Here is a 26,662-nt window from a genome sequence, read left to right as displayed (position 1 = left end):
TCCTTCACCCGGTTCAGCGCGTCGTAGACCGTGACCTGGGCGAAGTCGTCCGGGTCGTCGCTGGTCGCCACACCCCGCGGGCTGATGACCTTGGTCGTGTTGCCCATCTGGTCGTACTCGTACTTGGTGACCCGGTACGAAATGGTGCCTGCGTCGCTCCGGTACGGCACCTTGACCTCGATCGGCTTGCCTCGACGGTCAAGGGTCGTCAGCGTGGTGTTGCCGAGCTGGTCGGTGCTCGCGGTGACCAGGCCGTCCTTGTCGTAGGCGCTGCTGGTGAACTTGCCCAGCGCGTCCGTAGCCTTCGTGACTCTGTGCGCGAGGTCGTACGTCATCGTCGACGTGTAGTCGAGGGTGTCGGTGGTCGCGTTCTTACGCGGGTCCACCACCTTCTCCACATTGCCCACGTTGTCGTACTGGTAGGTGATCTTGTCGCCCTCGGCGTTCGTCACCGAGGCCAGCTGGTAGATCTCGTCGTACACGTTGGTCGTCAGGTAGTCGGTCGGGTCCGACGTGCTGAGATTGCCCTTCGGCTCGGTCGTGGTGCGCAGGTTGCCGACCTTGTCGTACGTGAACGACGTCAAGCGCTCCGGGTCGCCGGCCACGTCGACCGGCGCCTTCGCCCAGATCAGCTCGTCGGCCGCGTCGTAGGACGCCGTGGAGACGGCCCCGTTCGGCGCGGTCGACTGCGTGACGTTGTCGTTCGCGTCGTACGTCGGTGCCGGAGTGGTGATGAACACCCCGGCGGCCTGGTCCTTCGGCGTCTTACTGTCGAGCGGTCGGCCGAAGGTGTCGTACGTCTGGGTGGTGTTCTTGCCCAGCGCGTCAGTGGCCTTGGTGACCTGGCCGCGGACGTCGTAGACGAAGGTGGTCGCCCTGGTCAGGGCGTCCGTGATCGTCTGCGGGTAGCCGTTGGCGTCGTAGCTGCTGTACTTGGTGGAGTTGCCGTTGGCGTCCTTCGCGGTGTCGAGCTGTCCCCAGGCGTCGTAGGTGTTGGTGGTGGTGTAGTCCCCGGCCGTCGCGGTCGAGTTGCCCATCGGGTCGGTGACGCTCGCCAGGTCGCCGTCGGGCTCATAGCCGAAGGTCCACTTTCGGCCTTCGGGGCTGGTCTTCTCGGTGAGGTCGGCGACGTAGCCGTTGAGCTGACGTTGGTAGGTCAGCACGGTGCCCGCCGTGCCGTTCTTGACCGCTTCGGCGTCCTTGATCTCCGTCGGGTAGCCGGTCTTGGCGTCGTACGCCCAGGTCGATACGGCCTGGTTGTCCTCGGTGAGCTTGGTGACGTTGTGGTCGCCGTCCCATTCGAGCTTGGTGACCTGGTTCTTGGCGTTGGTGGTCTGCGTGGGGCGGCCGTAGCCGTCCATCACGTAGGCCGTCGCGTGGTTCTCCGCATCCGTGACCGTCGCGTTGAGGGTCTGGCCCTGCGGCCCGTCCGGATCGGTGTACGCGAACGCCGTCGGGTAGCCGAGCCGGTCGGAGTACGACTTGGTGGTCCAGTGGAACTTCGGGTCGTCACCGTTCTGCGGGTAGTTGTACGTCAGGTTGGTGGCGTTACCCCGCGGGTCGGTGACCTTGACCAGCTTGACGTTCTTGTTCCCCTGTGTCATGTCATAGGCGAACTTGAACGTCTTTGGTGCGCCGTTGGTGGAGCCGGCGCCGTCGACCAACTCGCCGAGCAGACCCTTGTCGGTGTAAGTGAAGGTCAGCTTGCGTCCGGAAATGTCGGTGATCTGCGAGACGTGGTCGATGATTTTCGGGTTGGTCAGGTTGGTCGCACCGGACACCCGGGCCCAGGTGGTGTCGTTGATGTAGTCGTAGGTCTGGCCCTTGGCGTAGTAGTCGATGGTCAGGGTCTTGCGGCCGGCCGCGTCGGTGATGTAGCGCAGGAACTTGGTCGGCTTGTTGTTGGACTTGCGCTCCTCGTAGGTGAACAGCATCTCGTTGCCGTTGTTGTCCACCACACTCGACAGGAAACCCTCGCAGTCGTACCAGAACTGGGTCCGGTCCGGCTTGGTCAGCCGCCATGCCCGCCGCTCCTGGGTGTTCGGCTTGCAGTCGAGGGCGGTGGTCTTCTCCAGGTACAGGTGCACGCCCTTGGGGCTCTTCCACTGGGAAGTGGCCGTGTCCCAGGTGAACCAGTGGCTGGTGCCGTCGCCGTCGGTCAGGGTGACTTTCGTCGGGTTCGGGTTGGGGTGGAAGTCCAACGGCGTGCCCAGGCGCATCATCGACGACGCCTGCAGCGACCAGCCGGCCCCGGCCACCGAGTCGGTGGTGTCCAGCGAGTTGTAGGACATCCGGACGAACGTCGACAGGCCCCGCGACGGGTTGCTCAACGCGTTGTACGACCAGACGGTGTTGCCGGCGTACAGGTTGTTCATCAGGGTGCCGCCGGCACCGGTGTTCTTCCCCGCGTACGAGTAGAACTTCTCCAGACCCAGCTGGTCGGAGGTCGGCTCCTCCACCGCCACGTTCTGCGGCAGCCCCTTGATCGGGGTGGACGCCGACAGCTTGCGGCCGTCGATCTTGCTGCGCAGATCCCAGCTGAGCACGTACTCGGCGCGCTTGTTGCCGTCACTGGACGACGGTGGGGTCTTCACCTGGGCGGTGATGTCCACCGTGGCGCCCGGGGCGACGTTCTTCGGCAGTGCGGTACGCGACTCGTAGCTCTCATCGTCGAGGTCGGTCCCGTCGGCCCGCTTCCAGTCGTAGGAGAGCTCCCAGTCCGTGGTGTTCCAGGCCGCCAGGGTCGGGTTGGACACGGTCACCGGGAGCGTGTAGGTGGCGTTCGGCGTCAGCACCTGCGGCGTTGACGCGGCGTAGTAGGTCGACTCGGCGGTCTGTTCGAGGTAGGTGACCTCCAGCGTCGGCCGCAGCAGCGGCTCCTCGGCCTCGGACGACAGCAGCATCGCCCGCGCCGTGAGGTTCGTCTCGTCCCGCTGGCGCAGCAGGAAGCCCTTGTTGCTGCTGGGCGCGGTGAGCCAGCCTTGGACTGCGGGCGTGACGTTCCAGTTCGCCCACTCCGGGTCGTTGGTGAACCCGTTGAAGGCGGCCTTCCAGCTGGCGTCGTAGTCACCGCCACCACCCGTGGTGAGCCACGCGGTGGTGCCGTTGCTGGTGTTCCAGGTCGCCTTGCTCTCGTCGAACGCCGTCGTCAGCTTGTGGACGTCAACGTATTCGTCGGTGTCGGTGCCGGGTAGAGGTAGGTGTTGTACATCCTCAACTGGGCGTCGACCACCTGCGCGGTGGTCGGGACACCGGCCAGGGCGGGGAACTTGATCAGGCCCCGGGTGTCGCCGTAGTAGTCGGAGTTGTTGCCCGGACTGACGTACGGGTCACCGTCGTAGACGTCGACGTTCTCGGTCGAGCGGGTCTTCGACAGTGTGGTGTCGATGACGCCGTCGGTGCCGGTCGCGTTCGTGCCGGCGGTCCGGTAGATCCGGGTGATCTGGCCGGCCTTCGGCAGCATCGCCGGCTGGGTCGGACCGGCGAAGATCTGCCCGCCCCGGGTCTTGACCGCGACCATGTAGTAGTAGAACTTGCGGTCCATCGGGTCGGTGTTGTCCGCCGCCGTCGGCACCGCCGTGGTGTCCTGATACGTCAGCGTGCTCGACGATACCGGCGCGATCAGCGTCGTGCCGGACGGCGTGTAGTTCTGGTGCACGCTGCGGTGCACCTGGTACTCGACAATGTCGTCGTTGTCGACCGTGGTGGGCGTCGGATCACCGTGAGCGGGCCAGGTCAACACTGCCCCGGTCGAGGTGACCGTCGTCGGCGGGTTCACCGCCACACCGGGCCGGCCGTAGGTGACGACCAGCTTCGGCAGGTTGTAGTCGCGCCGGTCGTTGGCGTAGGCGTACTCCGACGCCTCGAAGACCGGGCCGCCCTGGCCGAGGGTCGTCTCGTTCTTCGCCTGCAGCGAGAAGCCGTAGTTGGCCTGGGTCTTGTTGACCCACTGCTGCACCACGCTGCGCACCGGGAACGACAGCCAGGCGCTGGACTTCGCCGCGTCCTTCACCGCGCCCTGCTTGCTGAACCGCACGGCATCGGCGATCACGACCTCGTTGGCGACGTCGCCGAGCACCACCTTGCCGGTGGTGCCGGCGTCGAAGTGGTGGATGCCGAGGGTCTTCCAGGCGCCCTTCTCGTCAGGCGTCCGCTGGTCAATCGTGTAGTCGGTCCTCTTCCCACCCGACGAGTGAACGGTGTACTTGGCGGTGTCGGTCCGGTCAAAGGCGCCGACGTAGTGCACCTCGACCTTGTAGTCACCGGCCTCGGTGAGGGTCGGCGTCCAGGTGTAGGTCTCCCCGGTCACCGCGTCCTTGTTCACTCGATAGTCGGCACCGACCGCCTCCGAGATCAACTCGCTCGTCGACGCCGTCCAGGTGCCCTGCGCCGACGAGCCGGTGTTACCGTCGTCGACGGTCACGAAGTTGCCCGCCGGCCCGGTGTCGACCTTGTTGTACATCGAGTTCCAGGTCGCGGAGTCCTCGTCCCACCCGGCGGTGACCCGACGCGCCTCGATCGGCACGTCGTACTGCCAGGCGGTATGCGTCTGGGAGTAGTACATCTCCAGGCGCGCATCGTCGATCGTGGTGTTCGCCGGAACCAGGCTGGTGTCGAACTTGACCAGCGAGCGCCACTTGCCCGAACCCGACGTGCCGACGGACAACGGCCACTTGGTGGTGTCCTGCCCGTACGCGTGGGCCGGGTCGGCGGAGTAGATTTGCACGTCCTGCGCGTCGGTCGGCACCGGCTGGACCTTGATGGTCGGGTCGATGACCACCGGGTAGACCCGCGCGGGGTCGGCCAGCCAGCCGCCGTCGGCGGTAACCGTGATCGTCGACCGGCCGCCGGACTGGGTCACCGTCTGGGTGACCTTGTCGCTCCACACCTTGCCGACCGGGGACGCCTTGTCGTCCTTGGCGTCGAACATGAACGGTGCCGGCATGACGAACGCCGGCTCGCCGCCGGCGCGCGGGACGAACGCGATCGAGCCGTCCGCCCGCTGCTGTGCGGTGAGACCGGCGGTGTCCAACGTGAACGTGTACGACACCGGTCCGCTCGGGGCCCGGCGCAGAACAATCTTCTCCTTCAGCGCCGTGGAGGTGACGTCGTACACGACATCCGCGCCACCCGCCACGCCGGCGTAGGTCACCGTCGAGCCAGACACCGTCGGCGTCACGCCCTTCGCCGCGCCCTGCAGACCCAGCTCGATGCTGCGCCCACCCTGCTCAAAGCGGACCAGCTCATCCGAGCTGTCACCGAACAGGCTGGTGAAGGTGTTCGTCCGGTTGCCCTGGACGTAGCCCTTGTCCTTGACCGGACGGACCCGGGTGTCGATGGTCTGCAACGTGCCCTTGGCGTCGCGGTAGTGCAGCGGCACCATCGAGATCTCGGCCTGCGTCCGACCGTCCGAGAGCTGGTAGACCTTACCGTTGGCGGTCCGCTTGCCGGTCAACTCCTTGACCCGCTTCTGCGGCGGCCACTTCTTCGCCGCTGGAGGCTTCTCGTTCACCGCCAGCCCGGCGCTGATGACCTCCGGCTTCGCCTTACGCGGCCCACCGTCCACCAGACCGCCCGCCGCTCGACCGAGCCGAGACAGCAGGCCCTCGTCCTCGGCGCCAGCCGCCTGGTCGGCGCGTTGGGGATCCTGGTCCGGTAGGACCTCCATCCCTCCGAGCGTCGCCACCATAACCAGCACCAGACCCCCGATCAGGGGACCCCTCACTGTCTTCTTCACCCGTCACCCTCCGGTCTGCAGGTAGACACGATGGGTAAGGATCCCGAGGGGTCATACACGATCTCATATATTGGAGATATTCGATCGCCGACGGGTGCTATTCCTGTCGATGCTGAAACCGTTCGCAATCCAGGACTTTCGTCAGCGAACATGACAGCAAGAAGACCGTCATGACATCGACGTCGGTCGTTGCCAGGATCCGGAGGGGCGCCGGCGCGCCTCGGTGGGCACCGGTAGTCGGCGACGGCACGACCAAGCCATGACACGAACGTCAGCGCAACACCAGCAGTGGCCATGACGACGCAGCGCCCCGGGGCAACGGGAGACCACCTCACCCGCACCGATGACAGCCATATCGCAGCCCAGGCCTACTCAGTTGGGCCCAGCGCACCGCCCGGTTCTGGCCTAGCCAGGGGCTGCGATGTCACTGCTTGCTATTGACCGGACGCGAGGTGCAGTTCGGCCACCGCGAGCCTGGGCTATAGGTGAAGAGGCCCGGCCTCAGGCCGATCTGGGCAGCCGGGTGATGGGCGTGCCGCTGATCGATGGATGCACTGAGGGCGACGGCGCGGCGGCCAGTTCGGCGGCATACTCGCCGACCAGTGCGGGAAGTCGGTAATTGCCTGGCCCGTCCCGGTAGAGCAGATGCGCCTCGACCAAGTCCTCAAGAGCCTTGCGCACCCGCTGGCTAGGGACGCCGAGCTGCGTGGCGGTCCGGTCAACCACCGCTGGGGCCTCCGGAGACGCGCCCAGCAGCCTGAAGAGCCGACCGGCCACCTCGTTCTCGGAGCGAACCACCGCCACAGCAGTCACCAGGCTGGCCCGCACCGACAGGTCCTCGTACGTCAGCACGTCCAGTCGGTCCCGGCCATCCCCCAGCTGGCCAACCAGTGTCGCTACCGACATCCCCGGCCACCTCGCCAGCCTCGAACCGACGATTCGCAGCGCGAGCGCCGACCCCGCGCAGAGCCGGACCAGTTCGGTGGTGCCGGCCGGATCCGCTGCCAAGCGGTCCGGTCCGGCGAGGGCGACCAGCAGATCCCGTGCCCGAGCGGCATTCAATGGCGGAAGGGCGACCCGATGCACCCCGTCGAGATTGCCAAGGTGCCGTTGACCGACCACGATCAGGGCTGGACCGGGTCCGGCGGGCAGCAGCGGCCGTACCTGGGCCGGCCGGGTGACGCCGTCCACGACCAGCAGGAGCCGGCGTCCGGCGACAAGTGAGCGCAACCGTCCGGCCCGCTCGTCGGCGCCGTCGGGCACGTCAGCCGGCGAGACACCCAGCGCGCGCAGCACCCGGGCCAGCACCTCGCCCGGCGTCACCGATGCCCGGTACCCGAGGTCAATGAATATCTGCCCGTCGGGGAAGTCGGTGGCCGCCACGTGGGCGGCGCGCACGGCGACCGCCGTCTTGCCGCTGCCGGCCGGGCCGGTGACGACCATGACGGCCGGGGTAGCGGCAGTCACCGTCGTCACAACGTCCGCGGTCTCTGCGGTACGGCCGACAAAGGTGACCACGTCCGCCGGGAGCTCACGTGGCATGGTCCAGCCGACGACACCGTCGAACCTGGCCTCGACGGCCGAATTCGGCGCCTTGACGATCGCAGCGGGCGGCTGGGGATACGAAACCTCCGGTGCCCGGCCAAGTATCGCCCGATGCAGGACATCCAGTTCCTCACCCGGCTCGATGCCGAGCTGCTCGCCAATCATGGCGCGCGCGTCCCGATAGGCGGCAAGTGCGGCTGGAACATCTCCGCATCGGTACAGTGCGAGCATCAATTGCCCCCACGCCCGCTCCCGCAGCGGGTGAGCCGCCAGGTGTTCGCGCAGCTCGGACAGCAGGTCCGCGTGCCTCCCGGCCGCCAACCGCGCTTCAGCCAGCTCCTCGAACACTTGAAGCCGTTCCTCATTCAAACTCGCCCAACGATTGTCCAGCGCGGTGCCGCGCGGCAGGCCGTCGCCGGCCGCGCCACGCCACTGCGCTAGTGCTGCGGTGAGCGTCGGAATAGCGCCCATCGGATCCTCGGTGGCCAGCCGGCTGCGACCTTCTTCTGCCAGCCGCTGGAACTCGATGACGTCCAGCTCATGCGGCGCCAGTCGCAACTCGTATGCGTTCGGGCGCGCGACCAACCGGTCGCCCAGCACCCGGCGAAGTCCGGCTGCGTGCGAACGGAGATTCGCCACGGCGGACACCGGCGGGGTGTCGGCCCAGACGACCTCGGCCAGCCTGCTCAACGACACGGACCGATTCGCCGCCAGCGCGAGCCCAGCGAGAACCGCCCGTCGGTTCCCCGCACCCGGGGTGACGGCCTGGCCGTCCACGCTCAGCTCTACGTTGCCTAGAAGCCGAATCCCCAGCTGCATATGCCCCCCGTTGACCTTCGAGCGCGCGCCCAGGCTAAACGGGCCCTTCACGGCACAACAAGACATTCCGACGGCCAACAAAGGTGATGAACATCAATGTAACGGAGCGGCGCGTCGACGTAACGGAAATGCCACAGAAAGCGCTTTCGGTTGTCCGTCCACGGCACGCTGCACGGGCGCCAGCCCGGCGATCGTCTCCTGCGGGGTGGCCTCGTTCGGCACCGCCGCTGTCGCCTTCGTCGCCTCACCGATCGAACCGGCAAGACTTCCCAGGCCGCCCTGGATGCCCGTGATCGCGCTGCGCACCCGCGCCACACCCGCCGCCAGGGCGACGAAGCCCGCGCCCGCGGCACGCAACGCCACCTCCTGCGCCTGACTGTCCGCGGCGGCTGCCAACCCCTGCGCGCGTTCGACCCCGGTCATCAACGCGCGGAGTTCTCCGACGATCTTCTCGATATGCGACACGCGGCCGGCATCCCCATTCGATGGAAGTGAGAGTGCTGGATAGCCGAACCTACCGGGCTCCTCGCGAGGTCACCAGACACCGGCGAGGCGGTCGGCACCGCAGACAGACCCGCTAACTTTCGGTCATCTCTACATCTGCGGACAGATGCCGGGTGTCGTTGTGGCTGGTGAGGGTCCATCGCCAACCAACGGAGGGCCGGGTCCACGAGAGCGGCTGCTGCACCCAGCTCGTGACGCTCGCGTGGTACGCCGCGACAGCCGCGGAGGCCCGAACGGCGACGGGCACGGCCAGGAAGTGGTGGAAGGCGGCGTCGATGGTTTCGCCGTGGCCGACGACGAGGACGCGCTCACCTACATGCCGGGTCGTGATCTCGCCGATGGCGACGCTGGCCCGATGCAGGTAGTCCCGCCAAGTTTCGCCGCCGGCCGCGAGCGGACGGTCCGCATCGAGGGCAGGGATATCCCCGTACTCAGCGACGACGTCTGTCCACGGCCGGCCGTCGGCGGTGCCGTAGTCCTGCTCGGCGAGGCCGGCGACCGTCTCGGCGTCCAAGCTGAGGTAGGCGCCGATGATCGCGGCGCTTTCCTGGGCTCGGCGCAGCGGCGTGGTGTAGATGGCGTGAATCGGACGCTCGTGGTGCTCTTGACCGAGTCGTTGGGCAAGTCGTTCGATCTGGCGTCGGCCTCGGTCGGTCAGTCCGCGACACCCTTGCGGGCCTCCGACGATCTGTTGGCGGTTGCAGTTGGCCTCGCCGTGGCGGGCGATGATCAGTTCAGCGGGGAGTGTCATGGTCTCTGGTTCCGTCTCAGCGTCTGATGAGGGTGTCGTAGAACCGAAGGCACTGGGCGGCGTGGTGGACGGCGCTGAAGCGGCGGGCGCGGCATCGAGCAGTGCTGGCCAGGGTCGTACGGTGTTGAACATCGTGGATGAAGCGATCGACCGCCTCGGCCATCGACTGGGGATTCGCAGGCTCCATGACCACTCCCGCATCGCCGATCAGTTCGGCCATGTTGGCAACGTCCGTTGCGAGGACGGGCACACCGTAGGCGAGGTAGTCGGCGATGGCACCGCTGCCCTGAAAGGTCGGCTGGGAGCGGTAGGGGAAGATCGCGAAGTCCGTCGCCGTGACGAGCGCCATCCGAGCGGCGGCATCGAGGTACGTCGGTACGACACGCAGCTGTGTTGATCCGTGCGTGGTGCCCTTGACCTCGGCAGCGAGATCCAGTCCTGCCTGTGGTGGGTCGTCCCAGAACGGGCCCGCGACGATCATGCGGCCGGGTTCCTTCGTCCGCTTACATGCGGCGATGAGGTTCTCGGTGTCTTTCCAGGGCGCGGCGTAGCCGTAGAGGCTGCCAAGCGGCCGGGGGCCCGAGGGTTCCAGGGCTGCGGCAAGATCCTTCGGGTATCTCGGCAGGGTGCCCGATGGGATGGTGGTTGGCAGCCAGGAGACAAGGCGTGGTGCGTCGGGCCCAGCGAGGGTCTCGAGGCGCTCGGCTCCGTAGGCGCCGAAGCACACGAAGGCGTCCATTCCGGCGACTCCCCTGTTCACCGCCTCGCGCAGGTCCGGCTCGGGGATGTGGTCGGTGAACAGGGTCCAGTCGAGGCTGTGTAGGTGGTAGACGGTCGGAGGTCGGCGGGCCGGCCACAGCTGGGGTAGCAGTTGTTCGACGTCGAGGTTTCCGAAGTGGATGGAGAGCAGGTCGTAGGTGTTCACGTCGACGTCGGCAAGCATGCCCTCGGCCTCCTGGCGGACGCGCTCGCCCGTCCAGAATCGGTCCTGCTCCTTGTCATAGGGCACACCCGATGAGCCGAGGCGGTCGACCTGCACGCCGAGGAATCGCAGCGCGGCGGTGAAGACGTCGAGGTAGGGCGGGATGCTTCCGCCAGCGTGGTGTGGGCCGATCAGCAGGATTCGCACGGCTCACCTGCCAACGAGCGCTCTGTAGAGCCGGAGACTTTCGGCCGCGTTGACTGCCCAGTCGAAGTGGTCGGGAAGGCAGCCGGCCGGGCGTTCGGCCCGGGTCAGGATGTCCGCGAGGTGATCGAGGTCGCGGTACGTGTAACCGCCACTGGCGGCGAGCAGCTCGGGCGCGGTGCCGAGGTGCTCTGGCAGCAGGACCGGGGTGCCACAGGCGAGCGCCTCGGCGATGGCGAGGCCGAAGCCTTCCCAGCGCGACGTGGACAGCAGCCAGTCCGCCGCGCGGTAGAGGCCCGGAAGGTCGGTGTCGTCTAGGTCTTGAAGGACGGTGAGTTCGCTGCTGGCTGATGTGACCGGCGCGAACGTTGGTGAGTGGCCGAGCAGCACGGAAATGGAGGCGATGTCCCGAAGCCGGGTCGCGGCGGTCTCGAGCACGTCCCAGCCCTTCATCGGCGTGATCTTTCCGACCCATACGAGCCGGAGGCGTCCCGCCGGATCGGGCGACCATGGCGAGACTGTTTCTCCAGCCGCGAGGACGTCAGGTATCGGTCTGCGGCCTGCGACGTGGCCGTCGGCCCCGAGGTCGATGTGGAAGCCGCTGGCGGGCGTGGTCGGCCTCCCAGGATGGAACCGTTCGCGGTCGACTCCGTTGGCCACCGCGAGTGGCAGAGGAATGCCGTACTCCGTCGCGAGATCCTGGGCCGCGTACTGGCTAACGGCGATGACCTGGTCGGCGGCCTGGACGAGTTGGTGTTCGTCGCGAGCGAGGTCGCCCGCGTCGAGGCGGGCCGCGCTGAACTCGCCGCGTACGAGGACCGGGGCTCGGTCTTCGCGAGGCTTGGCGAGATACCGCAGGGTCTCCGCCTCCCAGGTGGAACAGTCGATGACATCGGGCCTGACCGCGTCGAGGGCGTCGGCGACGGCCTCGCGGTGCTGAACCAGGTCTTCGGTGCGGGGAAGCGAGACGACGGTGACATCCTTCGCCTGCAATGGGTGGGGTGACTCCTGCGTGATCATGGTTACCGATGCGCCCAGGTCGGCCAGTTGCCGGGCCAGGGAGCGGTAGAGCGTGCAGATGCCGCCGCGGCTCACTTCGTGGAGGTCCCGGTGGACCAGGGCTACGTGGATCATGCCGGCCTCGCCGCGGCGAGCCGTTGTAGGCGGGTGCTGGCCGAGGTCCAGGCGGCCTCGATGATCGGCAGACACCGCGTCCGGGCCGGGTCGTCCTCGGGCAGTTCGTGGTGCAGGCGCAGCTCGCGGGTCAGGACCACAGCGAGGTTGAGCGCGAATGCGGCCTCGATGCCCGTCTCACTCACGATCGCCTCGATGCGCTCGCGGATCACTGGCGTACTCGCGCCGACCTGGGTGTGGAGCATCGCAAGGTCGAAGCCAGGAAGGAACAGTCCAGTGAACTCCCAGTCGACTAGCACCGCCGTGGTCTCGGCCTCGTCATCGCTGTCGGAACGGCCGGCATCGAGGAGGATGTTGCTGGCCAGCGGGTCGCCATGATTGAGCTGTGCCAGCGCGTCGCAGCGGGCCAGCAGACTGTCCAGAGCCTCTCGCTGGCCCTCAGTGAGGTACCCCTTGGCCTGGTACCGAGCCACGCGGTCGGAGTAGTCGAAGGTGGGCGAGAACCGAACGGCGGGGTAGGTCCACTCATTCAACGCGGTGATGCAGTCCAGGACGGCATCGACCTCCCGGGTATCGAGCTCACGCTGGGGGTAGCGTTCGACCGCGAGGGGCGATGCGTCGACCCATTCCAGGACCAGCAGCCGGTCACGGTCGGTATGGAGCAGCCGAGGAACGCGGACAGGCGGGGTGGTGTCACCGAAGACCTCGTACACGTCCAGCTCATGCCGCCACCTGGCCGCCCAGAACGGGTCCGGGTCGATCAGACATTTCACCGCTGCCGGTTCGCCGCGAAACGAGCCTCGCGCCAGCAGGGTCTTGTCCGTGCGCCGTAGCACCGTGTCGATGGTCAGCCCAATCGTGGCTGCCAAGCCCTGAAGCTCAGGCGGCGTGTGCGACATCGGCGGTCTCCTTGATCGAGTCGATGAGCCGTTGGCGAAGGCCGGTCTCGGAGCGCTCCCCGTGCCAGACCGCGGCGATCTCTGCGACGCAGCGTTGAAAGTACTGGTCACTGAGCACATGACCGGCCGCCAGGCGCGCCAACGAGTGCCAATACATGACGGCGATGTACAGCCGGAAGTGCTGCACCTTGGGCGTGCGAGCGGGCCAGCGACACCACATCTGTTCGGTCAGGGTCCCGAAGTGGGCGAGCGCATGCCCATCGCCAACGGTCGCGCCGACCATGCTGGCCTCGCTCGCGATGCGGTGGTAGACAACGGTGGGCTCCGGGACGTGCACGAACCGGTAACGATGCTCGTGGACCAGACGCAGCCACATGTCCCAGTCCTCAAGCGCGGGAAGGTCAGGGTCAAACCGGGCCGACTCCGGTGGGCGCCGAAGCACCGCGGTATGGACCGGCATGAAGTTGGCCACCGACAGCAGGTCCGGATCGAACGAGAACGTCGCAGGGGTGCTGAATGCCGGCGGGTTCGTGGGGTCGACGCGCGCTTCCTGGACGACGCACACCGTGTACGCGAGGTCGGCATCCCCCGTGCTCAGCGCTGCGAGGGCTGTGCCGAGGTGGCTGGGCAGGAAGATGTCGTCGTCGTCGAGGAAGGCGAGGTAATCACCTCGTGCGACCTGAATGCCGACGTTGCGCGCTGAAGGAAGACCACCGTTCTGGTCCAGATCGATGAGGCGGACGACGAGGCCCTGCTCGCGGGCTGCGTTCGCGACCGTGCTCACGTGGCATCCGCCGTCATTGACGACGACTACCTCGACGGAGCCGGGTACGGCGCGCTGGGCGGCGACGCTGGCCAGGGCATGCCGCAGAGGGCCGGGTCGGTTGTACGTGGGGATTACGACGGTGACGAGGGGTTTCATGCCAGTCTCCGATTGGCGGCGAACTCCAGAATCGGGGCCGGATCACTGCGGTGAGACCAGCGAACGACTGTCGACCGCTCGGCCAGCGCGGTGACGATGCGGCGGGCGTCCGCGAGGTACTCATCCCGGCCGCGCTCGGCCCGCGGAAGATACCGCTGGTTGAGCGTCGGGTCGAACATCCAGTCGGTACGCACGTGAGCGAGAAGCTCCGTTACGGGATCCGCGACGGGTTCGGGTTCGCCAGCGTCGCCCGGCGAGTAGTTCGCCAACACGATCAACGTCGTAACCGGGGAGCGGCGGGGGCCGAGGTCTACCGTGATCGGGTTGTCGTGACCCAATCGGCGGTACGTGTAGAGCACGCGCCAATCGAGTGAATAGACCTCGGATCTCGACGACGCACGATATGCCTCGACATCGAGCCCGTCACGATCCCACGGCTCCGGCAACGCGCTTTCGAGGTCCAGAAACGTGCCGATCTTGAGCGGAATCAGCGTGGGAAGCGACGTCAACGTGAGGGTGCCCGCGCCGTCACGCCCGTACATGATCAGGTGGTCGTTGGACACGTACCGCATCCCGTGCCGGAGAGCGGCCTTCAGTGCGAGCGTGGTCTTACCGCTTCCCTTGTCTCCGACAACAACGATCGTGAGGGCCTCATCGACGACAGCGGAGGCGTGCAACATTGTGTACCGCTGCTGCTCGCAGTAGTCGACCAGGACTTCCCGTACGCATTTCCGGGCAGTGATCGAGAGGCTCTCGGCGGCCCCGGCGCGTAGATGGATCGTGTGGTCAGAGCGGTCTATCCGCCAGGAAACGCCCCACTGGTTGGTGTTCGCATCTGGTTCTGGCAAGCCAACCTGAGCGTCGACCGTCCAGCCGTGGCCCGGCAAGGCGGCACCCGTCGCGGTGTAGAACTCGCCAAGATAGTCGAGGACCGATTCTTCATTCGAGGTCACCTGCACCTCGACCGGCCCGACCGCGAATCGACGCGCGTAGCTCATGACGCCTCCTTGATCGAATCGCGCCGCCGCGCGGCCCGGACGGTGACCCGGACGCCTTCCACGAGCGGGGTCGTGGGGCGCCAGCCGAGCAGGTCCCTCGCCCGCGAGATGTCCAGCGCCATGCGCCGCACCTCACCTGGCAGCGGATCGGCATGCTGTGGAGCTCCGGTGCCGGCTGCCTCAGAGACCCACCCAGCGATCTCGCCAATGGTCGTCTCGACGCCCGAGGCGATGTTGACCAGCCCGAGGCCGCCAGTGGTGCAGGCGGCGGTCACCGCCTCGGCAACGTCGGCGACGAACACGAAATCTCGCGTTTGGTAGCCGTCGCCAAAGATTGCCAAGTCCGCCCCCGCCATCGCGGCCTGCGCCATCAGGCCGACGACGCCGCACATCGGGCCAACTTGGCGTGGCCCGTAGACGTTGCCCAGCACGAGCGCCGTGTAGTCGACGCTCCGGTGATCTCGGTACCAGTCGAGGTACTTCAGTGCCGTCGCCTTGCTCAGCCCGTACGGACTGGTCGGCGCGATCGGTGCGGTCTCCGCAACAGGCAGGGCGTCGCCGTCCACCGTGCCGTAGATCGCGCTGGTGGCCGCGTATACGACGAGCCCTGTCTCCGCCTCGGCGCACGAATCCAGGACGTTCACCGTTCCCCGGATGTTGATGTCCGCGTCGACGAGCGGCGATCGTGTCGAGGCTGGCAGGTTCGACTGCGCGGCGAGGTGGACGACGATCTCCGGCCGCCACAGCCGTATAGCGTCGGCGGCCTCGGCCGACCGCACGTCACAGATCCGAATGTCCCCATCGGTTAGGCCGGCGCCGAGGCTGTTGTGCAGGTTGTCGAGCCGGCCCGTCGAAAGATCGTCGATGATCTTGACACTCGCGCCTTCAGCGAGCAACCGGGCGACCACGTGGCTGCCGATAAAGCCGGCGCCACCGGTCACGGCGATCGTCGACTCGTTCAGCCCACCACCTGCGCCAAGCCGCAGAACGGGATCAATCATGTGCCCTCCTCAACTCCTTCGACTCGCGTCACCTCGACCGCGGCAAGTCCGGCGTGGTCGGTCACGTTTGGGAGTTTGGGCTTGTCGATGACATCAGGAAATTGACGCGACCCGTGGTCCGAGTCCACGGGCGGCGGACAACAAAGCGGTGGGACCAGGTCACGCGAACTTCCATCGAAATCCACTACCCTCTGGTCATCGCAGATCGACGACCAGTGGGGGGCGGGGTGGCTCGGCGCAAGACGTTCGACGTCACCGGCGTCTCGCTCCTGTTCTGGCGGCGCGATGACGTGCGGCTCGCGCTGGCCCGCCGCGAGATCGGGACCCTCTTCAAGATCTACCTCGAAGCGCACCCGGGCTGCACGCAGACCCAACTCGCGCTCTTGACCAGCCATGACCGGTCCGACGTATCGAACTTCATCCGAGGAACGCGTGGCCCCCGCGTCACTGACATTGACGTGCTTGCCCGCGTCGCCGATGGGCTCCTCATGCCCGACGAATCCCGCGTGATGCTCGGCCTCGCCCCGGCCGATGTGGCCATCTCCGCGTTCACCGCACCGAAGCAGCGCGGGGCCCCGGTTGGCGACAAAGCCGCGGTGACAACCGGGTGGTTCCGGCCCACCCGATCCGAACAACCACTGCGCATCTCGATCTGCGGAAGCCGATCACCAGACGCGGCCGACAAGGCGATCGACAGCTGCATCATCGCCGTGAGTCGATGGCTCATGAACCACCACTTCGACGTCGACCATGGACCGCGAGGCGTCGGCATCGAGATCATGACCTACATCGCCAATCACTACCGCCCGCCCAGCCTCGGTGCGGCGGTCGGCGTCTTCGGCCATCCGAACGTCGTCCGCAACGCGGACTACGTCCTCGTGTTCGGCGGTGGCCAGGGCACGCTGGACGAGATCGACCTTGCCGTCTCCATGGACAAGAAGATCATCCCTTACGGCGCCACAGGCGGAGCGGCCCGCAGCGCGCTCAACCGAATGCGGACCAATCTACGATCGCGCGAGTGGATTACGCAGGACCTATTCGACTCGCTGGACTCATGCGCCGCCGCTGACGAGTTCATTGAACTCGTCGAGCGGATCATCGCCACAGACCGTAGGAGTGACATCCGTGAGTGACCGCCCGTACGTCCTGCTCAAGTGCGCCATGTCCCTCGACGGCTACATCGACACGGCCGGCCCCACTCGCCTGATCCTATCTAATGAGCGGGACCTCGACCGGGTCGACGCGGTGCGGGCCGCCTGCGACGCGATCCTGGTCGGATCCAACACCATCCGCCGAGACAACCCCCGACTCATGGTGCGGTCTGAAGCCCGCCGCGAAGCCCGGACCGCCGCCGGACTCTCGGCCACGCCGGTCAAGGTCACGGTGAGCCGCGGGGGCGACCTCGATCCCGGCGCGGCGTTTTTCACCACCGGCGACATCGAGAAGATCGTGTACTGCGAGACCAACGCGATCGACAAGCAGCGGGAACACCTCGGGTCCGTGGCGACGGTCGTCGACGGCGGCGACCCGCTCTCATTCCAGCGTGTATTGGCCGACCTCGCCGGGCGCGGCATCGCTCGGCTCCTGGTCGAGGGCGGCAGCAGCGTACACACCGCACTGCTGACGGCGGATCTTGCCGACGAGCTACACCTTGTCGTGGCGCCCTTCTTCGTTGGCGAGGCCGACGCTCCACGGTTCGTCAACCCGGGGTCGTTCTCGTGGACATCAACAAGCCGGGCCCGCCTCGCCGAGGTACGACAGGTCGGAGACGTCGTTTTCCATCGCTACGCCCTCTCCGACCGCTTCGCCTCGATCGGCTGAGCGCCATCCGTCGAGTGCGTCTCGCCGCCGTTGACTCCGGCTGATCACGTAAGAGCCGGGCACGTTCCCGCGCTTGTCAATCGCCGGACCGACGTGTTGGGTCGAGGGCGTAGGTGAGGTATGAGCTGGCGGGTGAAGCGGCCGTCGGCCAGACGGCGGCAAGCGTGGCGCTGTCCAGCGGCCCAGTGCTGCGGATGCGCTCCGCTACGTCTTGAGCGGCGGAGTTGCCTGCAAACATGAACTTGCAGAGGCGAACGAGGACCGGGCGATACGGGCAAACTTCGCGAACCCCCAAGACGACGCCAAGATCATCTATGGTGCGGTCGGCCGGGTGCAGCGGCAGAGCCTCTGAGCTTCACGCCCGCCCTTCACGGGATTGATTGTCTCCCATCGGGCGGCCCAGGGCGGGACACGAAGGCTGCGCCAAACGCGCCGCGAGACCGCCCGGGGATCACCACACGGTGAGCCATGTCCAGGAGTGAAAACAGGCATCACGGGGGCGTCGGCTCGCTACGGTGGGCGGCGAGTACGGACCCGACGATGATCACCGCGAGCCCGAGGATCGCAGCCATGCTGATCTGCTCGCGCAGGAAGGCCACGCCGAAGGCGACGGCGAACGCGGGTGAGAGATAGAAGGCGAGCGCGGCGCGGGCAGGTCCAATCTGGGTGATGAGTTTGTAGAAGAGCGCGAGTGTCGCCCCCGTGCACGCGATCCCGAGCACGAGCAGGGCCGCTGTCGCTTCCGAGCCGGGCAATCTGCTTGGAACCGTCGCCGAGGCGGGCACGACCACGGCTGCGGTGGTGACGAGCATGGCGGAGGTGGCGACGCCGAGCGGCGGAGCCTCGGCATATCTGCGATGTATCAGCATCGCGCCTGCGGCATAGCAGACCGCCGCTACGAGGATGAGTGCGCCGCCGAGCAGCGCCAGCCGGCCTCCACGCAGGTCGACGCCGAAAAGCAAGACCAGGCCGACCAGGCCGAGGAGCACCCCGGTCAGGCCCTTCCAACCTTGCGGGCGCTCGTCGGGTGCGAAGCGGAGGGCGAGGAGCGCGACGAACAGTGGCTGCGCACCGACGAGGATGCCGGCGACGCTCGCCGACACGTACTGCTGGCCGTAGGTGAGCAGCAGCAGCGGTGCAGTGGACTGCACCAGCACCGTCTCGATGATCGCCCGAGGGTTGCGCCAAACGGGCCGAAGCGCGTCCCGGCGTATCGCGAGGGGAAGCAGCAGAAGCGCGGCGAGGAGCACTCGGCCAAGGACGACGAGCGCTGGCGAGAGATCCCGCAAAGCGACGGTGATGAGCGGGTACACCGCGCCCCACAGGGCGGACAGGATGCCCAGTTCAATCCAGGAGCGGCGGGTCACAGCGGGTCGGAGCGGGTCGACGTACGCACGCGCTCTAGTTAATCAGCACCTCTCGGTAGAGGCTCTGCACGCAGTCGAGGCCGGTCCAAGGCAGCAGGTCGATCAGGAGCTGCCGTAGGCGCTTGCGGTTGCGCTCGGATCCGGTCCGGCGCGCGAGAACGTCAGCCTGGGTGGCCGCATGGCAGGCCTGCTCGATCTGGTTCATCTGCATGTACGCGACCGCGAGGTCGATGAGAGTGCCGGAGCGCTCCCGTACGAAGTCAGCGGGAAGCAGGGTCAACGCTTCGTAGAGCGAGCGGGTCGCCTCGGTGGGACGGCTGAGCCGGGTCAGGCATCGACCCTTGAGTCGGGCGGCGTGGCAATCGGCGTTGAAAAAGCTCAGCCAGACAGGCGTATTGGCCGCGCTGACGCCGTCGAAAACCCGTTCGGCTTCGGCCAGGGCGGTCATTCCCCGGCGAGGCTCGTCAAGGAGGCCGTACGCCTCACCGATTGCCTCACCCAGCCAGGAGTTGACAGCGGCCGGCATGCCCTGTCCACCGACGTCACGTGCGGTGCCCAGCAGGCTGAGGGCGGTACGGCCGTCGCCGCGGTGCAGGTGGATCTGGCTGAGAACGCCGAGACCGTACGAATGCAGGGCGCGATCGTTCGCCTTCTCCGCGAGCGAGATCATGAGCCGGCAGAAGCCGTGCGCCTGCTGGTAGTGCTGAGCGTCGATGGCGAGCCAAGCCGCGAGCTGGGCGGCGTCACCCGCCGCGCGCAGCAGCCGGTGATGAGTACCAGCGCTGGTCGTGCGGTTGCTGACCTCCAGCATCCGGTGCAGGTGAGCGCCGACATCCGCGCTCACCCGGCCGGAGCCTTCCCGGTAGTCGAGATGCCGGTAGGTGTCGGTCAGGATCTCGAAGTCCTCGATGATCCGATCGGTGACCCGGGTCAGGACCGTGCCGGCGGGCAGCGGAGCGCCGGTCATACGCTCGCGGGTCGGCACGCCCGCGTGCGGCTCCGGTTCGTTCGCGCGCATGGCCGCTGTGTCGAGGTGGCTGTGGTCCTCGCCGCCGAGCAGGTCGCCAGCGGCGCACCGGTACAGAAACGCCAGTTTGTTCAGCGTGTCCAACGACGGTGCCCGGCCCGCCGAGCGCGGCCAGATTTCCCAGTACGAAATCTGCTTGGCAGTCTTCGGCGCGTGCGCGTCGGGCCACTGCTCGTTCCAGCGCTGCGCCACGTCAGCCTGCGTCAAACCGTGCGCGAGGCGGAACGCCACCCGCGGGTTGAAGCGGTATCGCTTCCGCCAGTGCGAGGCGATCTGCCGGTACGTCCACCCGCTGGTGCGAAGCTCGTCGGCCTCTCGCTGGTAACTACGCGCGCTCCTCGCCATGCGCACCTCCTCCTCCGGGCCGCCGGGAGTAGCACGTTAGCGATCACCGTCGCTGTGACGGAAGCCAACCACCCGAGTGCTCCCCGTGATCCGTGGAGTCCCGGCGGACCGGTGATCCCCACCAATCGGGGTCGACCTTTTCCGCTATGAACGCGACCCTCGATCACGACGCAGATCGCCTGCTGATAGGGGCATTGCCTGGCAGCCCGCGATCCAGAACCGGCCGAAGGCGCGCGCTGATGGCGTCGCACTTAAGCCGGGTGGGCGTCCAACACCTGGCACTGCGCCTGAGCAATCGATAGGGAAAGAGAGGTTTGCTGATGTATGAGCAGAACGAGCTGGCCCGCTACGGCTATCGCCAGGAGTTGGCGCGCCAGCTCCGATTTCGAGACCTGCTGGCCTACGGCCTGGTGTACATGGTGCCGATCGCGCCGATGGCCATCTTCGGCAGCGTTTATGCCGGCTCTGGCGGGATGGTGGCCCTGGCCTACGCGATCGGTGTGGTGGCGCTGGTGTTCACCGCGTTCTCGTACGCGCAGATGGTGCGGGCGTTCCCGATGTCGGGCAGCGTCTACAACTACGCGGGCCGCGGGATCAGCCCACCGGTCGGATTCCTCGCCGGCTGGGTGATCCTCCTCGACTACGTCCTCGTCCCGGGACTGCTGTACCTGGTGGCGTCGGTTGCCATGCACTCGACGGTCACGTCGGTCCCGGTGTGGCTGTGGCTGGTTGGCTTCGTTGCCGTCAACACCGTCGTCAACTCGGTCGGGATCCGGATGACCGCCGCGGTGACCCGGGTGATGCTGATCGGCGAGCTGATCGTCTTGGCGGTGTTCCTGGCCGTCGCCGGCTGGGCACTTGCCTCGGGTAGGGGCCGGTTCAGCTGGGCGGCGTTCTACAACGCCGACACGTTCACCTGGTCGGTGGTGGCGGGGGCGGTGTCGATCGCGGTGCTGTCCTTCCTGGGTTTCGACGGCATCTCGATGTTGGCCGAGGAGACCAGGGGCGGCTCCCGGCAGATTGGCCGCGCGATGGCCGCAGTTCTCGTACTGGCGGGGGTGCTGTTCGTCGCGCAGACATGGCTCGCGGCGATGCTCGTCCCTGACCCGGGCGGGCTTCTCGCTGAGGGTGATCCGAACGGGACCGCGTTCTACGACGCCGCCGCCGTAGCTGGCGGGGGTTGGCTGGCGACGCTGTGCGCAGTCGCGACAGCCATCGCGTGGGGGTTGCCGAACTCGATGGTCGCGCAGGTCGCCACGTCTCGGCTGCTGTACGCGATGGCTCGGGACCGGCAGTTGCCGGCGTTTTTGGCGAAGGTGTCGATCCGGCGCAACGTGCCGATCAACGCGACGCTGCTCACCGGGGCGGTGTCCCTGGCACTGGGCCTGTACATGGCGACCCGTGCGGATGGGATCACCCTTCTGTCGTCGCTGATCAACTTCGGGGCGATGGTCGCGTTCCTCGTCCTGCACGTATCGGTCGTGGTGCATCACCTCATCCGGGAGCGCAGCGGTAACTGGTGGGCGCACCTGGTCATGCCCGCGATCGGCTTCGCCATCTTGGTGTGGGTGGTGGTCAACGCCAACATCGCCGCCCAACGCCTCGGCCTGACCTGGCTCACCCTCGGCGTCATCGTCCTGGCTGGCCTGTACCTGTCGGGCCGCCGGCCGGCCCTGTCGGGGTTGGCGCCCGCGCAGCCGCAGGCGCGTCACGTGGAGCGGGTGTGACCGGCTTGGACACGTTCACTTACCGGCCCGCCCGCGACGAGCTGGCCTACACCTTCGGCGGCCGGATGCCAGTCGCGCACGTACGCGGGGGTGACGTGTTCACCGTCGTGACGGAGGACTGCTTCGGTGGTCTCGTGAGAGGGCCGGCGGACCTGCCGTCGCAGGTGTGCCGCATGCCTTACCTCAACCCGGTGTCCGGGCCGTTCTTCGTCGAGGACGCCGAGCCCGGCGACACCCTCGCCGTCCACCTCGCCGCCATCACCCCGGCCCGGGACTGGGGCGTGTCGTCGACGTTCCCGCACTTCGGGGCACTGACCTCCACCGCCCACACCGCCACCCTGCAACCGCCATTGGAGGAGCGGGTCTGGGTGTACGGCATCGACCGACAGACCGGGACCGTACGGTTCGAGGCCACCCGCAGCGACCACAGCGTGGACCTGCCACTGGACCCGATGATCGGCACGATCGGTGTCGCCCCCGGCGGCTTCGAAGCCCGATCCACACTCGTGCCTGACACCCACGGCGGGAACCTCGACACCCCGCACCTGCGCGCCGGCACCACCCTCTACCTCGGGGTGAATGTCCACGGGGCGATGCTGGCCCTCGGCGACGGGCACGCCCGCCAGGGCGAGGGCGAGGCCTGCGGCGTCGGCGTGGAGATCGCCACGACCACCACCCTCGCCATCGACGTCATCAAAGGCGTCAGCACCCGGTGGCCGCGGTTGGAGACCGACCGGGACATCCTGACGATCGGCTGCGCGAGGCTTCTGGAGGATGCCTACCGCATTGCCCAGCACGACCTCGTCGGCTGGGCCAGCGCCCTGACCGGCCTGGAAGCCCTGGACGCCTACCAACTCGTGTCGCAAGCGGGGCGGGCGCCGATCGGCAACGTGTGCGACCCCAACTACACCGTCCTGGCCGCCGTCGACAAAACCCTGCTCCCCGCCGCGGGACCGGCGTATGGCGGGGCACACGAGCGGTTGCGGCGACTCATCGCCGGGCTGCGGTAGGAACCCGCCGATGACCGCGTCGATCCCGCGCCTGACGCTGCGCGATGACTTGTTCCTCCTCGGCCACGACGACGACACCGGGCACCCCCACGTGCACCGGCAGACCCTCGCCCTCGGGCTCGCGGGCGCGGTCCTGATCGACCTGTATCTGGCCGGGCGGGTGACCCTCGACCCGAACGACGACACCCGCGCGGCAGGGCACCAACGGATACACCCGCACGTTGACCGCCCGACCGGGGACCTGATCGCCGACGCCGCGGCCGCCACCATCCGTGACGCCCACCCGCTGCTGCGACGGTGGCTGCGGGGGTTCTCCGACGACCTCTACGACCGCACCCGCGCCGGCCTGTTCGCCGGCGGGATCCTGCGCCAGTACACCCGACGGCGCCTCGGCGGCCTCATACGCGCCGACACCTACCTGCCCACCGACAGCAAATGGGCCGTCATCGCCCGCTCCCGCCTGCGCTACCTCGCCGCCGGCCACGAACAACCCAACGACCACACCGCCGCCCTCGCCGGTCTCGTCGCCGACCTCGGCCTCACCCACCACCTCTACCTCGACGACGACACCCCAGCCATGACCAGCCGCCTGAAGGCCATCGCCGCGCAGCACTACCAGCCGGTGCGCGACATCATCGCCGCCGTCGACGCCGCCGTCGGTGACCTGGCCACCGCCGCCTACCGCTAACCCTGTCCGCTCAACGCAAGGAAGCCCACCGTGACCAACCAATCCCCCGTGCGACCTCCGATCGACAAGCCCCGCCCGGTAGGCCGGGGAGCCATGAAGGCTATGGCCGCCGCCTGTGTGCTCGGTCTGCTCGCTGCCGCCACCGCTACCCGACCTGGACGGGCACCGCCGGACCGGTGCCAACCCCACCCTCGCCGCCAAGCACCGTCGCGTCCCGGCCGGCCGTGGCACCGTGTCCGTCGCCCGCCGCCCTGACCGCGGCCCAGCTCAAGACTCGTGCCCAACAGAAACTCGACCAGGTGCCGACGCGTCTGTCCGCGTCGACTCCGACGCGGCAGGGCCTCGAGACGGTAGGGACAGGGCCGTCCGGCTGTGATGCCATCCCAGGCGGGTTCGCCTACGTCCATCTACTCCAGTGGGCCACGGACACCACGATCGCAGGCAACAGCACGACCACGCGGATCGTGCTGTTCGAAGAGCAACGCTGGCGTGCCGACAACGCCTCCGGCCGCGTCATCCGCAGCCGCTACCCCGGCGGCAACCAGCCCACCGACGACAGCACCTACTACCCCGGCCAACTGGACGGACCCATCGGACCGATCGCCGCCGACCCGACGGCACTCACCGCGCAGATCGACACCACGCAACCCCGATTCCTCGGCCCCACCGCCGTCATCCGCGGCCTCGCGAGCCTGCTCGGCTGGCGCACCCCCAACCAAGCTGCCCGCACCGCGATCCTCACCGTCCTGCGCGACACCGCCGGAATCACCTACCACCCCTCGGTCACCGACCGGGCAGGCCGAACCGGCATCGGCGTCAGCGCCACCGCCGACGACATCCGCTTCCTGCTGATCCTCAACCCCAGCACCGGCGAACTACTCGCCTACGAAAGAGCCAACGGCTCCTTACCGCCTTGACCTGCGCACACTCCCCCACCAGGCGACATAGAGCGTTGTCGACTGCATCGCAAGTCCGCGGAGCACTCCGCGGTGAAACGGGACGCCGCACCGACTCTGACCTGCGCGAACGTGGAGCCGCAGGTAGGGGTGGGTGCAGTTGTGCGCCGTTCGGCGCCGTTGGACGCACTTCAAGGCCGTTCAGGACACCCCGCTGCTCCCAACTGCTCCCCCCTTTCCGTGCCCGGCACCGCCTCCTTGTAAGTCACAGGCAGCACCAGCAATACAGATCCTCGCCCGCGTCTCGGGCGCGCTGAGCAAGGGCGGCAACCTTCTGGATCACAGGCAGCATCTCGTCGTCAGACGGTGGCCCACTCCACGCCAGTTCCTCGATCCGCCCCCATTGCGCCGACAACTCCAGCACCTGGGCGTTGCTGATAGAGGCGAGGGCGTCCCGCGCGGCCCGGTCCAGCGACATCAGCCACGGCCCGTCATGCTCCTCCCCGCGCCACAACAACTCAAGGTCGACCAGGCCTCACATCCCAGTCGACCTGTCGAACGAGGCTCACCAGCTTGCCGAGGGTCACGGTCGGCTCGATGCCCTTCAGGTCAACCGCATCCACAGCTATGCCGCCGCGGCTGGCGGCGAACGGTCCGCCCTCGTAATCCTTCATCAACCTGACAGCCGCAGCGTCGTGGTTGGCCCAGAAGTAGTCGTATGGCACATCCATGGCACGCACTCCACCACAGAGATACGACACCGGAGGCCCCCACATCCGGGGGTCCGTCAGGCTGCAGGTCCAGCGCTCCAATGGCGGCGCTGCCGTGGTGCATGACAGGCGACGATGTCCCATAATCCCAAGGCGACCGCCGGCCAAACGGCGAAGTTGTCGTGTCCGGCGTGAACCGCCCCGGATCTTGTACAGACTTTGATTGGCCATCTGGTCAGGCTGGCGGATCATCTCGAAAGAGGTGCTCTTTCAAGCCTGGTCCCCAGCGGGTTGCAACGAGTTCGGGACGAGGGCGGGCCGGCTTGGGGACCCGGCCGTGTTGTCTGGTGTCGGGCGCAGGGCTGTCCCAGTCGGCGATTAGCGAAAAAGGATCCGTGTCGCGGCCAGGCTCATCGTCACACGGCTCCCGGACAACCATCGCTGGGTAGAAGCGCGTCTCCTGAGCCACCCTGCAGTCGTCCGTCCGGGAGGCGACCAAGGCGCCACAGTCTCCGCAAGCCACGGACGGGTCCCAGCCCACCATCGACCAGCAGCCCGTGCGAACAAGGTCATGGATGAAGCGCGTCCCACGTACATCGCCAGGTGAGAGGACGAAGGTGCCGGCGACCTGATCACGGCCATACACCGTCTCGTCGATTGCATAGGTGCCGGGGTCCAACAGCGGCGGGTTCACGTGATGACAATCCAAGAGCGACCAGTGCGGTCCTGCCGGCAGCTCCACCAACCGGACCGGGACGCTCAGCGTGTTCCCACAGCTCGCACACCGAAAGCCCTCCACCGCCACAGTTTGCCATTCGGGCCAGGCGAAGGCATCCGAGGATGAGGGACCAAGGCGTTCGCCTGGACAAGCCTCATCGAGGTTCCCGCCACCCTGAACGCACTCACTCGACATGAGCAGCCGCCGCCCTACAGCCTTAGCGGGGCGCCAGCGCTGACGGCTTCGGATCCGCCGAAGAGATCACCACAAAGGATGCGCTGCTCACGGCGCCGCGAGTGGGATCGGTGTCTCAGATAACGGGACCAGCTACTGGTCCGGCACGGCGGGAGTGCACGACCGGACATCGATGAAAAGCAGACCAGACACTGTGACGATCAGCGACCAGTGACCGGGGGCCACGAGCAATGCTGCAAGCAGCGAGCCCTGACCACTTCGGTATCCACTGCGAGGTCACGACGCACCGATCGACCGCATCACTGCAGGTCAAAGCCCTCGCCTCTGTCCGGCGTTCAGTGAGCACTTCGGGCGCGGTGACCACTTCGCCAACCTGCACCCAATCTGCTCCCAGTTGCAAGGCAAGGCCAACCAACGGCTCCTTACCGCCTTGACCTGCGCACACTCCCCCACCAGGCGACATAGGGCGTTATCGACTGATCCGCAGATCCGCAGAGCACTGCGCGGTGAACGAAGTGCTCTCGGAGCAATGCTCGTTCGTGCTGAAGCTGCGGTGACGCACGCCAGCACCGCAGCCCTCGGCACATCCCGCATGTTCACCTACTCGATAGTCATGCACGCCTAGCGCCCGCCCTACGTGACGGTGACCGCAGTGGCGGGTTCTACCGGCCGCGCCCCCGGTGCTCCGACGGCACAGGCGTGCACGGGGTGACGCTTGAGGC

General features: G+C 67.3%; 20 protein-coding genes and 2 pseudogenes. 6 read left to right on the top strand and 16 right to left on the bottom strand.

The genetic code is table 11. From position 1 onward, the window contains the following. The 12 genes and pseudogenes from ABZU74_RS32775 to ABZU74_RS32720 all read right to left on the bottom strand — a co-directional run. Positions 1-2,903: hypothetical protein (locus tag ABZU74_RS32775; protein WP_355432248.1), on the bottom strand; the 2,903-nt coding region annotated here is incomplete at its 3' end. 3 nt (positions 2,904-2,906) lie between these two features. Next, a pseudogene (locus ABZU74_RS32770) lies at positions 2,907-3,152 on the bottom strand (DNRLRE domain-containing protein); the annotation flags it as partial. Next, positions 3,149-5,668, bottom strand: coding sequence for a DNRLRE domain-containing protein (locus ABZU74_RS32765; RefSeq protein WP_355432245.1), 2,520 nt, complete (start codon positions 5,666-5,668; stop codon positions 3,149-3,151). The pseudogene ABZU74_RS32770 and the gene ABZU74_RS32765, both read right to left, overlap by 4 nt. Positions 5,669-6,238: 570 nt before the next feature. Continuing rightward, entirely contained in the window at positions 6,239-8,179 is a 1,941-nt protein-coding gene (locus tag ABZU74_RS32760) for a BTAD domain-containing putative transcriptional regulator (RefSeq protein ID WP_355432243.1), read from the bottom strand. 78 nt (positions 8,180-8,257) lie between these two features. After that, positions 8,258-8,566: pseudogene (locus ABZU74_RS32755) on the bottom strand (hypothetical protein); the annotation flags it as partial. A gap of 112 nt (positions 8,567-8,678) precedes the next feature. Then, positions 8,679-9,356, bottom strand: coding sequence for a histidine phosphatase family protein (locus ABZU74_RS32750; protein WP_355432240.1), 678 nt, complete (start codon positions 9,354-9,356; stop codon positions 8,679-8,681). Between the two features lie 16 nt (positions 9,357-9,372). Continuing rightward, a complete protein-coding gene (locus tag ABZU74_RS32745; RefSeq protein WP_355432237.1) occupies positions 9,373-10,395 on the bottom strand; it encodes a glycosyltransferase family 4 protein in 1,023 nt (340 codons plus the stop codon). A gap of 93 nt (positions 10,396-10,488) precedes the next feature. Then, complete coding sequence (locus ABZU74_RS32740; protein WP_355432235.1) at positions 10,489-11,616, bottom strand: glycosyltransferase family 4 protein; 1,128 nt, start codon at positions 11,614-11,616, stop codon at positions 10,489-10,491. After that, entirely contained in the window at positions 11,613-12,515 is a 903-nt protein-coding gene (locus ABZU74_RS32735; RefSeq protein WP_355432232.1) for a phosphotransferase, read from the bottom strand. Before ABZU74_RS32735 ends, ABZU74_RS32740 begins: the two co-directional genes overlap by 4 nt. After that, the gene (locus ABZU74_RS32730; RefSeq protein WP_355432229.1) at positions 12,496-13,437 is read right to left on the bottom strand and encodes a glycosyltransferase; all 942 of its coding nucleotides are present in this window, start codon (positions 13,435-13,437) and stop codon (positions 12,496-12,498) included. The genes ABZU74_RS32735 and ABZU74_RS32730 overlap by 20 nt, the downstream gene beginning before the upstream one ends. Beyond that, positions 13,434-14,435, bottom strand: a complete 1,002-nt coding sequence (locus ABZU74_RS32725) for a hypothetical protein (RefSeq protein WP_355432227.1) — start codon at positions 14,433-14,435, stop codon at positions 13,434-13,436. Before ABZU74_RS32725 ends, ABZU74_RS32730 begins: the two co-directional genes overlap by 4 nt. Next, entirely contained in the window at positions 14,432-15,436 is a 1,005-nt protein-coding gene (locus ABZU74_RS32720; RefSeq protein WP_355432224.1) for an NAD-dependent epimerase/dehydratase family protein, read from the bottom strand. Before ABZU74_RS32720 ends, ABZU74_RS32725 begins: the two co-directional genes overlap by 4 nt. 227 nt (positions 15,437-15,663) lie before the next feature. Here ABZU74_RS32720 and ABZU74_RS32715 point away from each other — a divergent pair, with 227 nt between their 5' ends. Beyond that, on the top strand, positions 15,664-16,569 hold the full coding sequence (locus tag ABZU74_RS32715) for a hypothetical protein (protein WP_355432221.1): 906 nt from the start codon (positions 15,664-15,666) through the stop codon (positions 16,567-16,569). Next, the gene (locus ABZU74_RS32710; RefSeq protein WP_355432218.1) at positions 16,562-17,257 is read left to right on the top strand and encodes a RibD family protein; all 696 of its coding nucleotides are present in this window, start codon (positions 16,562-16,564) and stop codon (positions 17,255-17,257) included. The genes ABZU74_RS32715 and ABZU74_RS32710 overlap by 8 nt, the downstream gene beginning before the upstream one ends. Before the next feature lie 491 nt (positions 17,258-17,748). Here the strand turns inward: ABZU74_RS32710 and ABZU74_RS32705 are convergent, their stop codons facing one another. Next, positions 17,749-18,624, bottom strand: a complete 876-nt coding sequence (locus ABZU74_RS32705) for a DMT family transporter (protein WP_355432215.1) — start codon at positions 18,622-18,624, stop codon at positions 17,749-17,751. Between the two features lie 34 nt (positions 18,625-18,658). Further along, positions 18,659-19,996 (bottom strand): hypothetical protein, encoded by a 1,338-nt coding sequence (locus ABZU74_RS32700; RefSeq protein WP_355432212.1) that lies wholly within the window; start codon positions 19,994-19,996, stop codon positions 18,659-18,661. 320 nt (positions 19,997-20,316) lie between these two features. On the opposite strand from ABZU74_RS32700, the gene ABZU74_RS32695 reads away from it, so the two are divergent. From ABZU74_RS32695 to ABZU74_RS32680, 4 genes are all read left to right on the top strand, one after another. Beyond that, complete coding sequence (locus ABZU74_RS32695) at positions 20,317-21,723, top strand: APC family permease (protein WP_355432209.1); 1,407 nt, start codon at positions 20,317-20,319, stop codon at positions 21,721-21,723. Continuing rightward, entirely contained in the window at positions 21,720-22,733 is a 1,014-nt protein-coding gene (locus tag ABZU74_RS32690; protein ID WP_355432205.1) for an acetamidase/formamidase family protein, read from the top strand. Before ABZU74_RS32695 ends, ABZU74_RS32690 begins: the two co-directional genes overlap by 4 nt. A 10-nt stretch (positions 22,734-22,743) precedes the next feature. After that, positions 22,744-23,421, top strand: coding sequence for a GPP34 family phosphoprotein (locus tag ABZU74_RS32685; protein ID WP_355432203.1), 678 nt, complete (start codon positions 22,744-22,746; stop codon positions 23,419-23,421). A 464-nt stretch (positions 23,422-23,885) separates the two neighbouring features. Next, positions 23,886-24,338, top strand: a complete 453-nt coding sequence (locus ABZU74_RS32680; RefSeq protein ID WP_355432201.1) for a hypothetical protein — start codon at positions 23,886-23,888, stop codon at positions 24,336-24,338. 244 nt (positions 24,339-24,582) lie between these two features. Here ABZU74_RS32680 and ABZU74_RS32675 read toward each other — a convergent pair whose 3' ends face one another. Both ABZU74_RS32675 and ABZU74_RS32670 read right to left on the bottom strand, forming a co-directional pair. After that, positions 24,583-24,831, bottom strand: coding sequence for a hypothetical protein (locus tag ABZU74_RS32675; RefSeq protein ID WP_355432198.1), 249 nt, complete (start codon positions 24,829-24,831; stop codon positions 24,583-24,585). Positions 24,832-24,835: 4 nt separating this feature from the next. Next, the gene (locus ABZU74_RS32670) at positions 24,836-25,048 is read right to left on the bottom strand and encodes a hypothetical protein (protein WP_355432195.1); all 213 of its coding nucleotides are present in this window, start codon (positions 25,046-25,048) and stop codon (positions 24,836-24,838) included. Positions 25,049-26,662: the final 1,614 nt, after the last annotated feature.

It is taken from the genome of Micromonospora sp. NPDC005171 (genome assembly GCF_040608575.1).
Classification (GTDB): Bacteria; Actinomycetota; Actinomycetes; order Mycobacteriales; family Micromonosporaceae; genus Micromonospora.
Note: the sequence above shows the minus strand (reverse complement) of the source record. Positions and strands in the feature narration are given on the sequence as shown.